The sequence below is a fragment of the Pectobacterium atrosepticum genome, assembly GCF_000740965.1.
GTDB classification, from domain to species: Bacteria; Pseudomonadota; Gammaproteobacteria; order Enterobacterales; family Enterobacteriaceae; genus Pectobacterium; species Pectobacterium atrosepticum.
Genome location: NZ_CP009125.1, coordinates 4,902,634 through 4,914,719, shown reverse-complemented (window position 1 = coordinate 4,914,719; position 12,086 = coordinate 4,902,634). Strand labels below are relative to the sequence as shown.

The following is a 12,086-nucleotide window of genomic DNA, read 5'->3' as shown; positions in this document are numbered from 1 at the left end:
TTAATGTTCTCTGTTATTGTCGGTTTTTGGCGGTACGGGATCATCACCACCAGGGTTCAAAGGATGGCATTTTAATACGCGTTTAAGCGTCAACCAACAGCCTTTTATCATGCCGAACCTGCGTATTGCTTCAATACCGTATTGCGAACACGTTGGCCGGAACCGGCAATGTGGTCCGAGTAACGGGCTGATAACGAGTTGATAACCGCGTATCAACCCGATCAGCAGTCGGGAGCCAAACGACAGTGCCGACGCCATAGTTTTTCCAATGCTTCCGTCAGAGTACGGTTATCCAGTTCAGACACCCCTTTTTTCACCAGCACCACAAAATCCATCGAAGGCAATGAATGTTGGTGTAGGCGAAAGCTTTCGCGCGTCAGGCGTTTAATCCGATTGCGTTCATGAGCACGTTTTACATGCTTTTTGGCGACGGTAAGACCGATGCGGGGATGCCCCAGCGAGTTCATGCGGCCGAGAATGGTGATTTGCGGCGTGCCGGCACGTTGTGGTTGCTGGAAGACGAAAGTGAAATGACTGGGAGTTAACAAACGTAACTCCCTGGGAAATGCTAGCTTAACCACGCGGTGGGTTAGCTTTTATTACTTAGAAACAGACAGACGAGTACGGCCTTTCGCACGACGGCGGGCCAGAACTTGACGACCATTTTTGGTGGCCATACGAGCACGGAAACCATGGCTACGGTTACGCTTCAATACGGACGGTTGGAAAGTGCGTTTCATGGCGATTTCTACCTAAACTTGGATAATTATAACTTTACAGTAAACGCGTTTGGCTGTTCGGCGTGAAGATGACCGACGCCTCAATCGCATATCACAGCTATATGACGGAAAGAGGCAGGATTGTAATAATTGTACAGTCCTGAGTCAATTAACATCACACTTAACACGCCAGCCATTCCCATTATTTTTGGAATTCCTGCCTGCCAGAGCACAGAAAAGGCGTAGACGCGCGGGCAGGGAATTATACGGACTCTATTGCAAAGCGCAAGGATCCTTCAACGATCTGCCCTGCAAGATCATGATCGATGTCACCGTAACGATCGTGTCTCTGAAGGTATGCTTGGATGCGCTCCATATAGGGTGGGTGAAATGTGCGCTAGCCGCCTATCTGCCGTGTTGCGGGGAGTCACGATAAGAATAGCCTGTGGATAAAAAGGATCGAAACTGTGCAGAAGGGGAAGATCTCTTTGGCGGATTAGGTTATGATCTGCGGTCCCGTTAGCGATCCTTTTGCTGGGATCGTCGGGGTAAACCGCCACGCTACGTGGTGTGTCTGCTGTCTGAATTGTGAATGAAACAATCGTGGATGACGCAGGCGCCAAAAAATCATGAGTCACATAAATAACGTCTTATTCTTTTCTTTTTGATCGTTCTTGTTCGAGTGGAGTCCGCCGTGTCACTTTCGCTTTGGCAGCAGTGTCTTGCCCGTTTGCAGGATGAGTTACCTGCCACAGAATTCAGTATGTGGATACGCCCGTTGCAGGCGGAACTGAGTGATAACACTCTGGCGCTCTACGCCCCCAATCGCTTTGTGCTGGATTGGGTTCGTGATAAATACTTAAATAATATCAATGTCCTGCTGAATGATTTTTGCGGGATGGATGCCCCCTTACTGCGTTTTGAAGTGGGGAGTAAACCGCTGGTTCAAACCATAAGCCAGCCAGCGCAGTCGCACCACAACCCTGTCAGCGTTGCACGGCAACAGCCAGTACGCATGGCACCGGTACGCCCAAGCTGGGATAACTCGCCTGTACAGGCAGAGCATACCTACCGTTCCAATGTGAACCCGAAACATACGTTTGATAACTTCGTTGAGGGTAAATCGAACCAGTTAGCACGGGCAGCGGCACGTCAGGTGGCTGACAACCCAGGCGGCGCGTATAACCCGCTGTTTCTCTATGGCGGCACTGGCTTGGGTAAAACGCACCTGTTGCATGCAGTGGGGAATGGTATTATCGCCCGTAAACCCAACGCGAAGGTGGTCTACATGCACTCCGAGCGTTTCGTGCAGGATATGGTGAAGGCGTTGCAGAACAATGCGATTGAAGAGTTCAAACGCTACTACCGTTCTGTTGACGCACTGCTGATCGATGATATTCAATTCTTCGCTAATAAAGAGCGTTCGCAGGAAGAGTTCTTTCATACCTTTAATGCACTGCTGGAAGGCAACCAGCAAATCATTCTGACTTCTGACCGCTACCCGAAAGAGATCAATGGTGTGGAAGATCGTCTAAAATCCCGCTTTGGTTGGGGGTTAACGGTCGCGATTGAACCGCCTGAGCTGGAAACCCGCGTGGCGATTCTGATGAAAAAGGCAGATGAAAATGACATTCGCTTGCCTGGTGAAGTCGCATTCTTTATTGCTAAACGCCTGCGTTCTAACGTGCGTGAGTTGGAAGGTGCATTGAACCGCGTTATTGCTAACGCCAATTTTACCGGCCGTTCGATCACCATTGATTTTGTGCGTGAGGCGCTGCGCGATCTGCTGGCGTTGCAGGAAAAGCTGGTTACTATCGACAATATTCAAAAGACCGTGGCGGAATACTATAAAATCAAGATAGCCGACCTGCTGTCTAAACGACGTTCCCGCTCGGTGGCGCGTCCGCGCCAGATGGCGATGGCGTTGGCGAAAGAACTGACGAATCACAGCCTGCCGGAAATTGGCGATGCCTTTGGCGGGCGTGATCATACGACGGTGTTGCATGCCTGCCGCAAGATTGAGCAGTTGCGTGAAGAAAGCCACGACATCAAAGAAGATTTTTCCAATTTAATCAGAACACTATCGTCATAACATTATGAAATTTATTGTTGAACGCGAACGTCTGTTAAAGCCATTACAACAGGTCAGCAGCCCGCTGGGTGGCCGACCGACTTTACCGATTCTGGGCAACCTGCTGATTCAGGTAACGGAAGGCGCATTGTCGCTGACCGGTACCGATCTGGAAATGGAGATGGTGGCAAAAGTGGCGCTGACGCAGCCGCATGAGCCTGGTGCCACCACCGTTCCTGCCCGTAAATTGTTTGATATTTGCCGGGGTCTGCCGGAAGGCGCAGAGATCACTATCATGTTGGATGGCGATCGTATGCTGGTGCGCTCTGGCCGCAGCCGTTTTTCGCTGTCCACGTTACCCGCGGCGGATTTCCCGAACCTCGACGACTGGCAGAGCGACGTTGAGTTTTCTCTGCCGCAGGCGACGATGAAGCGTTTGATCGAAGCGACGCAGTTTTCGATGGCGCATCAGGACGTTCGTTACTACCTCAACGGTATGCTGTTTGAAACCGAAGGTGAAGATCTGCGCACGGTCGCGACCGATGGTCACCGTCTGGCGGTCTGTTCGATGCCGATTGGGCAATCTTTACCATCACATTCGGTGATCGTGCCGCGTAAAGGCGTCATGGAACTGGTGCGTCTGCTGGATGGTGGCGATACGCCGCTACAGCTGCAAATCGGCAGCAACAATATTCGTGCGCATGTCGGCGACTTTATCTTCACGTCGAAGCTGGTAGACGGTCGTTTCCCTGATTATCGCCGCGTATTGCCGAAGAACCCGGATAAAACGCTGGAAGCCAGCTGCGATTTGCTTAAGCAGGCTTTCTCCCGTGCGGCGATTTTGTCGAATGAAAAATTCCGCGGTGTGCGTCTGCATCTGATTCAGAATCAGCTCAAAATTACGGCTAACAACCCAGAGCAGGAAGAAGCGGAAGAGATTCTGGATGTGCAGTATGACGGCACCGAGATGGAAATCGGCTTTAACGTCAGCTACGTATTGGATGTGCTGAACGCGCTGAAGTGCGAAGGTGTGCGTTTACTGCTGACCGACTCCGTTTCTAGCGTGCAGATCGAAGATAGCGCCAGCCGAGCAGCGGCCTATGTCGTTATGCCAATGCGGTTGTAGAATTATTGGGCAAGTTTACTTGCCCTTTCATCATTAAGATACCTGCAACATGGCCCTCACTCGTCTTCTCATTAAAGATTTCCGTAATATCGAAGCGGCCGATCTGGCGCTGGTTCCCGGCTTTAATTTTTTGGTCGGCGCCAACGGCAGCGGTAAAACCAGCGTGCTGGAAGCGATTTATACGCTAGGGCACGGGCGGGCGTTTCGTAGCATCCAGGCTGGGCGCGTGATTCGTCACGATCAGCCTGAATTTGTGTTGCATGGTCGGATTGACGGCACGGAAACCGAACGCGCCGTCGGGTTAAGCAAAAATCGTCAGGGTGACAGCAAGGTGCGGATTGACGGCAGTGACGGCCATAAAGTTGCCGAACTGGCGCAACTGCTGCCGATACAGCTGATCACCCCTGAAGGATTTACCCTGCTCAACGGCGGACCGAAATACCGTCGCGCCTTTCTCGACTGGGGTTGTTTCCATAATGAACCGGGCTTTTTTGCGGCCTGGAGCAATATGAAACGCCTGCTGCGCCAGCGTAATGCGGCGCTGCGTCAGGTGAGCCATTACGGGCAGCTCAGAGCCTGGGATCAGGAACTGGTGCCGCTGGCTGAACGTATCAGCGAGTGGCGTGCGCAATATAGCGCGGCGATTGCTAATGATATCGCCGCGACCTGTACGCAATTTTTGCCTGAATTTTCTCTCAGTTTCTCTTTCCAGCGCGGCTGGGATAAAGAAAGCGAGTATGCAGAACTGCTGGAACGGCAGTTCGAACGTGACCGTATGTTAGGTTATACGGCGCTGGGGCCGCATAAAGCCGACTTCCGCATCCGCGCCAGCGGCGTGGCGGTCGAGGATATGCTGTCCCGTGGCCAGCTAAAGCTGCTGATGTGTGCGCTGAGGCTGGCTCAAGGTGAATTTCTCACCCGTCAGAACGGACTGCGCTGTCTGTATCTGATCGATGATTTTGCTTCCGAACTGGATAGTACCCGCCGCCGTTTGCTGGCTGAACGGTTAAAAGCCACTCATGCACAGGTTTTTGTCAGTGCGGTTAGCGCTGAGCAGATAGAGGACATGATTGGTGAAAAGGGCAAGATGTTCCGCGTGGAACAGGGTAAAATAACGGTTCAATCACAGGACTAAAATGAGCGAGAAACGTTGATGTCGAATTCTTATGACTCCTCAAGTATCAAGGTATTGAAAGGGCTGGATGCGGTACGTAAACGCCCAGGTATGTATATCGGCGATACGGACGATGGTACCGGCCTGCATCACATGGTATTTGAGGTTGTGGACAACGCTATCGACGAAGCACTCGCTGGCTATTGTAAAGACATTATCATCACTATCCATGCCGATAACTCGGTATCGGTGCAGGATGATGGCCGTGGTATTCCAACCGGCATTCATGAAGAAGAAGGGATCTCTGCGGCTGAAGTCATCATGACTGTGCTGCATGCGGGCGGTAAGTTCGACGATAACTCGTATAAAGTCTCCGGCGGCCTGCACGGCGTAGGGGTTTCTGTGGTTAACGCCCTGTCGGAAAAACTGAAGCTGGTTATCCACCGTGAAGGGAAACTTCACGAGCAGACCTATAAGCACGGCGTGGCGCAGGCACCGCTGGCGGTCACGGGTGAAACCGACAGAACGGGTACGACGGTGCGTTTCTGGCCGAGCCACGAGACGTTCAGCAATGTGCTGGAATTCGAGTATGAGATCCTGGCCAAGCGTCTGCGTGAGCTATCGTTCCTGAACTCCGGCGTCTCTATTCGCCTGATTGACGATCGTGAGAAAGATAAAGCCGATCATTACCATTATGATGGCGGTATCAAGGCATTCGTTGACTACCTGAACCGTAACAAGACGCCAATCCACCCGAACGTGTTTTATTTCTCGACGATGAAAGATGACATCGGCGTGGAAGTGGCGTTGCAGTGGAACGATGGTTTCCAGGAAAACATTTACTGCTTTACCAACAATATTCCGCAGCGTGACGGTGGTACACACTTGGCCGGTTTTCGTGCCGCGATGACCCGTACGCTGAATACTTACATGGATAAAGAAGGCTACAGTAAGAAATCCAAAATCAGCGCGACCGGTGATGATGCGCGTGAAGGGCTGATTGCTGTGGTGTCTGTGAAAGTGCCGGATCCGAAGTTCTCCTCGCAGACCAAAGACAAGCTGGTTTCTTCCGAAGTGAAAACCGCGGTCGAATCACTGGTGAACGAAAAGCTGGTGGATTACCTGATGGAGAACCCGTCAGACGCCAAAATCGTGGTCGGTAAAATTATTGATGCCGCACGTGCCCGTGAAGCGGCGCGTAAAGCACGTGATATGACACGTCGTAAAGGCGCGCTCGATCTGGCTGGCCTGCCGGGCAAACTGGCAGACTGTCAGGAACGCGACCCTGCTCTGTCTGAACTGTACCTGGTGGAAGGGGACTCAGCGGGCGGCTCTGCTAAGCAGGGACGTAACCGTAAGAACCAGGCGATTCTGCCGCTGAAGGGTAAAATCCTGAACGTTGAGAAGGCTCGTTTTGACAAGATGCTTTCCTCGCAGGAAGTGGCGACGCTGATCACCGCGCTGGGCTGCGGCATTGGCCGTGATGAATACAACCCGGACAAACTGCGCTATCACAGCATCATTATCATGACCGATGCCGACGTCGATGGTTCGCACATTCGTACCCTGCTGTTGACCTTCTTCTATCGTCAATTGCCTGAAATTGTTGAGCGTGGCCACGTTTATATCGCGCAGCCGCCGCTGTACAAAGTGAAAAAGGGCAAGCAGGAACAGTACATCAAAGATGACGAAGCGATGGATCAGTACCAGATTATGCTAGCACTGGACGGCGCGACGTTACACACCAATGCACAGGCACCTGCGCTGGCGGGTGAACCGCTGGAGAAACTGGTTTCTGAACATTACGCCGTGCAGAAGCTGATTGGCCGTATGGAGCGTCGCTTCCCGCGTCCGTTGCTAAATCGTCTGATCTATCAGCCTACGCTGTCTGAAGCTGATTTGAGCGAGCGCGAAAAAGTGCAGGCGTGGGCGGAATCGCTGATTAGCGGCCTGAACGCAAACGAAGTGCATGGCAGCACGTACAGCTTTGTGGTTCACCACGATGAAGAGCGTAGCGTGTTTGAACCGGCACTGCGCGTGCGTACGCACGGTGTGGATACCGATTATCCGCTGGGCGCGGGCTTCGTTGCGGGTGGCGAATATCGCAAGTTGAATCTGCTGGGCGAAAAACTGCGTGGCTTGATTGAAGAAGATGCATTCATCGAACGTGGTGAGCGTCGTCAGCCAGTGGCCAGCTTTGAACAGGCGCTGGAATGGTTGGTGAAAGAGTCCCGCCGTGGTCTTACTGTGCAGCGTTATAAAGGTCTGGGTGAAATGAACCCGGATCAGCTGTGGGAAACCACGATGGATCCAACCAGCCGCCGCATGCTGCGTGTGACAGTGAAAGACGCCATTGCTGCCGATGAGCTGTTTACGACCCTGATGGGTGATGCAGTTGAACCGCGTCGTGCGTTTATCGAAGAGAACGCCCTGAAGGCGATGAACATCGATATCTGATTCAGATAAATTCTGACCGCTCGATCGGTTTTATTAGCAGCCTGAGCCAGCTCCCTACGGAGCTGGCTTTTTTTATGGTGACGCGGCGTAGAAAACGCTCCCTACGTTTTTATCAGGCCAGTGCACGGCGTTTAGCGCTGCGCATTTCCTGTAGCAGCGTGATGAAAGCGGTAATCAGCATAAAGATGACGGCAGACCAGAAAATGGCGTGAGGATGGCCGTTATCCAGCAGCCAGCCGAACAGCACCGGTCCCGCAGCACCACCTAGGTTAAAGCCAGTGGAAACAATGCCAAACACCCGACCCTCGGCTCCCGGTGGTGAGGCGGCACGCACTAACATATCCCGGGATGGTGCGATCATACCGGAAAGGAAGCCCGCGGCAGCCAGCAACGGCACTAGCACGATGGTAGGTAAAGAGTACATGGCAACGATACTGACCAGCACGGCGGTGAGGGCCAGCGCTGCCGTCGCCACTAGCCCGTGGCGTTTGGTTTTATCCGCCAGTGAACCGCCAGCCAGTACGCCAAAGGCGCTGGCGAACAGAAATGCGGTAAGTGCCACGTTAGCCTGTGAAAGCGACAAATCGTAGCCTGTTACTAACGCCGTAACCGAGAAGTTCTGGATCGAACCCGTACTTAAATTCAGCAACAGGAACAAAATCAGCAGCGCCAGAATCGGCAGTGTGAAAACAGATGCGCGTGATTTACCTGCCTGTGTGCTCGTTGCCGCCGCAGGTTTCGCCCGGCTGGGTTCATCACGATCCGTCAGAAGCAGTGGGATCGTCAGCAAGCCGATAACACCGGAAACAATGAATGCGCTGCTGATGCCAGAAAAGGCGGCAACGGACAGCAAAATTCCGGGTGCAATGGCGGTGCCTAGAAAGCCGGAGAACGTATGCACCGAGAACGCGCGACCCATGCGTTTTTCATCAATCCCACGCGACAGTAAAGCGTAATCCGCCGGATGATAAACTGCGTTCGCCACCCCAGCTAGCCCCATCGCGGCGACCAACCAGACGTAGCTGTCTGAAAAGCCGAGTGAGAGAAAACAGAGGCTTCCGAGCGTGATCCCCGCTGTTAGCGTGCGGCGTGCGCCGATGCGATCCACCATGAAGCCAATCGGCGTCTGCACGCAGGCGGAGACAATGTTGAATATGCTGAGCGCCAACCCGAGTTCAACAAAGCTGATATCGCGTTGGGCTGATAGCAGCGGAATAAGCGCGGGCAGCACCATCATATGGAAGTGGCTCACCAGATGGGCTGATGAGATTTGCGCCAGTAGCGGTAATCTTATGAATTTCATATCGTTTTTACGTACCCGTCATACTTCAAGCTGCATGTGGCGAAAATGGCGATGAGAACCATGGTGTGAATATTACACCGTATCGCGTGAAAGAATGCCACTCTGAGGACCTTTGCTGACAGAGTCACGGATGATTAATGTACCCTTGAAGGCGGGTGCAGGTATGACGGTTTCACCCTCCAGCCGACACAGCAGTTTCTCAAGGGTATAGTTGATCATCTCGGCGACGGGCACATGTACGGTAGTGAGGGGCGGGTAGAACCATGAGGCCATCGGTAAATCGTCGAACCCCAGTAGCGAGACATCCTGCGGAATCGCGAGGCCGTGTTCACGCAGCGCTTTTGCCGCGCCGATCGCCATATCGTCATTGCTGGCAACCAGTGCGCTGAAGGTGAGCGTCCGTTGAAGCAGTGATTTTGCTGCCGTATAACCGCTGTCATGGGTCCAATCACCTTGTGCAATCAGCCTGTCATCACAGGGAATTCCGTTGTCCACTAACGCCTGTCGATAACCTGCCAGCCTGCTTGTGCCCGTGGGGGAGTTTGACGATCCGCAGATAAACGCAATATCACGATGGCCCTGTGTAATCAGGTAATTGACGGCATCATGGCAGTGTTGCTGGTGATCGGCGCAGATACCGTTATCACTGTGCTGATGCAATGTGCGGTTCACGACCATGATCGGCTGTTCATGCTGTTCGATAATGCTTTCCAGCGCTTCGATAGAAAGAAAGCGCGGATAGATAATGACGGCATCGCAGCGTAAATCGAGCAGGAACTGGATCGCTTCACGCTCTTCTTCCGCGCTGTGCTTACCATCCGCCATGATGAGCTGCCGCCCGTATTTTTCCGTCATGGTTGCCGTTTGGAACAGCAATTCGCTGAAATAGGGGCCGCTATACAGCGTGTTAGTCACGACCAAACCAATAATTTGCGATTTGCTTGTGGCGAGCTGTCGCGCCAGGAGGTTGGGTCGGTAGCCAATCTCTTCAATTGCTTGGAATACCCGATCCCGCGTGGTTTTACTGACGTAGTTATTCCCTGTCAGCACGCGTGATACGGTGGCCTTGGATACACCGGCTTTTTTCGCTACATCGAGCATGGTTGCCATCGTACTTCCCGTTCTTCTTTTGCACCGCTTTATGTCGTCATTATAGGGAAAAACCCTCCGTTTTTATCATCAATGGCGAGTATAGGGATAAAAATATGCCTCGATTGCGCTATTTATGATCGCCTTCAAAAAACAGTAAAAACAATATGAAACCGGTTGCATATTATTTTATGTCTTGCTTGAATAATAAAAAAACGGACGGTGAGGTGCAGTATGAATAAAATTTTACTCTGTTGCGCAGCAGGAATGTCTACCAGCATGCTGGTACAGCGAATGGAAAAGGTCGCCGAGAAAAATGCGATCGCTGTTGAGATAAAAGCCGTGGGTTTTGAAGAATTTAATGAACTAATTGATGAGTATGATTGCTGCCTTTTGGGGCCGCAAATCAAATATAAACTGCCTGAATTCAAAGTGATAGCCGACGAAAAAAAGAAGCCGATTGCAGTCATTAATATGGTTGATTACGGCATGATGAATGGGGAAAAAGTCCTCAATGATGCCTTGGCGATGATCAATTAGTGTAACGGGAGGAATAATGAGTAAATTAAGTGAGTCATTATTCAGCGTTATCGAAAACCGTATTAGCCCGATTGCGGCAAAGCTCTCCAGCCAGCGCCATGTTGTGGCAATTAAGGATGGGTTCATTGCATCCATGCCCTTTTTAATTGTCGGTTCTTTTATGATGTTATTCGCCCATCCGCCTTTTAGCCCGAAAAGTGAATGGGCTTTCGCGCAGTGGTGGCTGGGAATGGTGGAACGCCACGGCGAACAGATCATGATGCCCTACAATATGACGATGGGCATTATGGCGGTGTATATCACCAGCGCCATCGCTTATAACCTGGCACAGAGCTATAAAATGAACGGTTTTATGGCTGCCAGTCTGGCGCTGATGTCGTTTATGGTGGTAGCCGCGCCACAAATCGACAAAAGCCTGCCAGTCGGGGCGCTGGGCGGTGAGGGGATTTTTACCGCGATTATCGTGGCCATCTATTCGACGGAGCTGATGCATTTTTTGCAGAAGCGTAATATTGGTATCCGCCTGCCGGAACAGGTGCCGCCGAAAATTCGCCAGTCTTTCGATTTACTGATCCCGATTCTTGCCATCTTCCTGACGCTTTTCCCGCTTAGCCTGTTTATACAGAGCCAGTTCGGCATGCTGTTACCGCAGGCGATCATGGCGATGTTTGCGCCGATTATCTCAGCATCTGACTCGCTCCCTGCCATTCTGATCGCGGTATTGCTCTGTCACCTGCTGTGGTTTGCCGGGATTCACGGCGCGGTTATTGTCGGCGGTATTTTGCAGGCGTTCTGGCTGACCAACTTAGGGATCAATCAGGAAGCGTTTAACGCAGGCGCACCGATCACCAAAATCTTCATTGAACCCTTCTGGCAATTCTTCATTACGGTCGGGGGATCGGGGGCGACCATGGGGCTGGTCTTTCTCTATCTGCGCAGTCGTTCTGCCCATTTGCGCTCCATCGGCAAGCTGGCCGTGGTGCCGAGCATGTTCAACATCAACGAGCCGGTGATTTTTGGTTCACCCATCGTAATGAACCCGCTGTTGTTTATCCCGTTTATCACCGCGCCATTGGTGAACGCCACCCTTGCTTATATCGCGTTAAAAACCGATTTGGTACACCGCGTGATCTCTCTTGCGCCTTGGACTACGCCGGGTCCGATTGGCGCAGCCTGGTCTACGGGATGGGACTGGCGGGCGGTGGTGCTGGTGGGGGTACTGATTATCGTGTCGTCCTTAATCTATTATCCCTTCTTCAAAATGTATGAACGTCAGCTGATTGCACAGGAAGTAGGTACAGCAGAGGAGGCAGTAAGTGATGCTCGATGAAACCATTCTTGATGAAACTACAGTGATGGAACTAATTATTTATGCGGGAGAGGCGCGCTCAAGCTCGATGGAAGCACTGAGCGCTGCCAGAAAATACGACTGGGACAAGGCCGAGGAACTGCTGAATGCGGCTTCTGTGGCGGCGCGCAAAGCCCATCAAATTCAGACGGCCTTGATCGGTGCCGATGAGGGTAGCGGAAAAATCCAGGTCAACTTGATTCTGGTTCACGCGCAAGATCACCTGATGAACGCGATGTTATGCCGTGAACTGGTTGAGGAACTGATTCAACTGCATCGGGAAATATCCTCCCTGAAACAACATGTAAACCTGAAATGA

Annotated in this window: 12 protein-coding genes; 7 read left to right on the top strand and 5 right to left on the bottom strand. The window is 52.1% G+C overall.

Annotated elements, in window-relative coordinates; translation table 11 throughout:
- Genes yidD through rpmH form a run of 3 tightly spaced genes read right to left on the bottom strand, consistent with a single transcriptional unit; the run spans window position 1 to window position 740 of the window.
- On the bottom strand, window positions 1-258 hold the full coding sequence (gene yidD, locus GZ59_RS23200) for a membrane protein insertion efficiency factor YidD (protein WP_010281237.1): 258 nt from the start codon (window positions 256-258) through the stop codon (window positions 1-3).
- Window positions 222-581, bottom strand: coding sequence for a ribonuclease P protein component (gene rnpA, locus GZ59_RS21835; RefSeq protein WP_011095902.1), 360 nt, complete (start codon window positions 579-581; stop codon window positions 222-224). Before rnpA ends, yidD begins: the two co-directional genes overlap by 37 nt.
- A gap of 18 nt (window positions 582-599) precedes the next feature.
- Window positions 600-740 carry a 50S ribosomal protein L34 gene (rpmH, locus tag GZ59_RS23195; RefSeq protein WP_005976668.1) on the bottom strand — a complete coding sequence of 47 codons (141 nt, stop codon included), beginning with the start codon at window positions 738-740 and terminating at the stop codon, window positions 600-602.
- A 673-nt stretch (window positions 741-1,413) separates the two neighbouring features.
- Between rpmH and dnaA the strand changes: the two genes are divergently transcribed.
- From dnaA to gyrB, 4 genes are read left to right on the top strand one after another with little or no spacing between them, the layout of a single operon-like run.
- The gene (dnaA, locus tag GZ59_RS21830) at window positions 1,414-2,811 is read left to right on the top strand and encodes a chromosomal replication initiator protein DnaA (RefSeq protein ID WP_011095900.1); all 1,398 of its coding nucleotides are present in this window, start codon (window positions 1,414-1,416) and stop codon (window positions 2,809-2,811) included.
- Between the two features lie 4 nt (window positions 2,812-2,815).
- Entirely contained in the window at window positions 2,816-3,916 is a 1,101-nt protein-coding gene (dnaN, locus tag GZ59_RS21825) for a DNA polymerase III subunit beta (protein WP_011095899.1), read from the top strand.
- A gap of 49 nt (window positions 3,917-3,965) precedes the next feature.
- Complete coding sequence (gene recF, locus GZ59_RS21820) at window positions 3,966-5,051, top strand: DNA replication/repair protein RecF (RefSeq protein WP_039294471.1); 1,086 nt, start codon at window positions 3,966-3,968, stop codon at window positions 5,049-5,051.
- A gap of 18 nt (window positions 5,052-5,069) precedes the next feature.
- On the top strand, window positions 5,070-7,487 hold the full coding sequence (gyrB, locus tag GZ59_RS21815) for a DNA topoisomerase (ATP-hydrolyzing) subunit B (protein ID WP_011095897.1): 2,418 nt from the start codon (window positions 5,070-5,072) through the stop codon (window positions 7,485-7,487).
- A 112-nt stretch (window positions 7,488-7,599) separates the two neighbouring features.
- Here gyrB and GZ59_RS21810 read toward each other — a convergent pair whose 3' ends face one another.
- Complete coding sequence (locus GZ59_RS21810) at window positions 7,600-8,790, bottom strand: MFS transporter (RefSeq protein ID WP_039294469.1); 1,191 nt, start codon at window positions 8,788-8,790, stop codon at window positions 7,600-7,602.
- A gap of 72 nt (window positions 8,791-8,862) precedes the next feature.
- Complete coding sequence (locus tag GZ59_RS21805) at window positions 8,863-9,900, bottom strand: LacI family DNA-binding transcriptional regulator (RefSeq protein WP_011095895.1); 1,038 nt, start codon at window positions 9,898-9,900, stop codon at window positions 8,863-8,865.
- Between the two features lie 213 nt (window positions 9,901-10,113).
- Between GZ59_RS21805 and GZ59_RS21800 the strand changes: the two genes are divergently transcribed.
- The 3 genes from GZ59_RS21800 to GZ59_RS21790 are packed head-to-tail and all read left to right on the top strand — an operon-like array spanning window position 10,114 to window position 12,086.
- The gene (locus GZ59_RS21800; protein ID WP_011095894.1) at window positions 10,114-10,419 is read left to right on the top strand and encodes a PTS sugar transporter subunit IIB; all 306 of its coding nucleotides are present in this window, start codon (window positions 10,114-10,116) and stop codon (window positions 10,417-10,419) included.
- A gap of 16 nt (window positions 10,420-10,435) precedes the next feature.
- Complete coding sequence (locus GZ59_RS21795) at window positions 10,436-11,749, top strand: PTS cellobiose transporter subunit IIC (protein ID WP_011095893.1); 1,314 nt, start codon at window positions 10,436-10,438, stop codon at window positions 11,747-11,749.
- The gene (locus GZ59_RS21790; RefSeq protein ID WP_011095892.1) at window positions 11,739-12,086 is read left to right on the top strand and encodes a PTS lactose/cellobiose transporter subunit IIA; all 348 of its coding nucleotides are present in this window, start codon (window positions 11,739-11,741) and stop codon (window positions 12,084-12,086) included. The genes GZ59_RS21795 and GZ59_RS21790 overlap by 11 nt, the downstream gene beginning before the upstream one ends.

Bases quoted from the DNA above. Each gene is read 5' to 3' on its own strand.
- GZ59_RS21800 (WP_011095894.1), top strand. From the start codon at position 10,114: ATGAATAAAATTTTACTCTGTTGCGCAGCAGGAATGTCTACCAGCATG.
- GZ59_RS21790 (WP_011095892.1), top strand. From the start codon at position 11,739: ATGCTCGATGAAACCATTCTTGATGAAACTACAGTGATGGAACTAATT.
- recF (WP_039294471.1), top strand. From the start codon at position 3,966: ATGGCCCTCACTCGTCTTCTCATTAAAGATTTCCGTAATATCGAAGCG.
- GZ59_RS21810 (WP_039294469.1), bottom strand. From the start codon at position 8,790: ATGAAATTCATAAGATTACCGCTACTGGCGCAAATCTCATCAGCCCAT.
- GZ59_RS21795 (WP_011095893.1), top strand. From the start codon at position 10,436: ATGAGTAAATTAAGTGAGTCATTATTCAGCGTTATCGAAAACCGTATT.
- dnaN (WP_011095899.1), top strand. From the start codon at position 2,816: ATGAAATTTATTGTTGAACGCGAACGTCTGTTAAAGCCATTACAACAG.
- yidD (WP_010281237.1), bottom strand. From the start codon at position 258: ATGGCGTCGGCACTGTCGTTTGGCTCCCGACTGCTGATCGGGTTGATA.
- gyrB (WP_011095897.1), top strand. From the start codon at position 5,070: ATGTCGAATTCTTATGACTCCTCAAGTATCAAGGTATTGAAAGGGCTG.
- GZ59_RS21805 (WP_011095895.1), bottom strand. From the start codon at position 9,900: ATGGCAACCATGCTCGATGTAGCGAAAAAAGCCGGTGTATCCAAGGCC.
- rpmH (WP_005976668.1), bottom strand. From the start codon at position 740: ATGAAACGCACTTTCCAACCGTCCGTATTGAAGCGTAACCGTAGCCAT.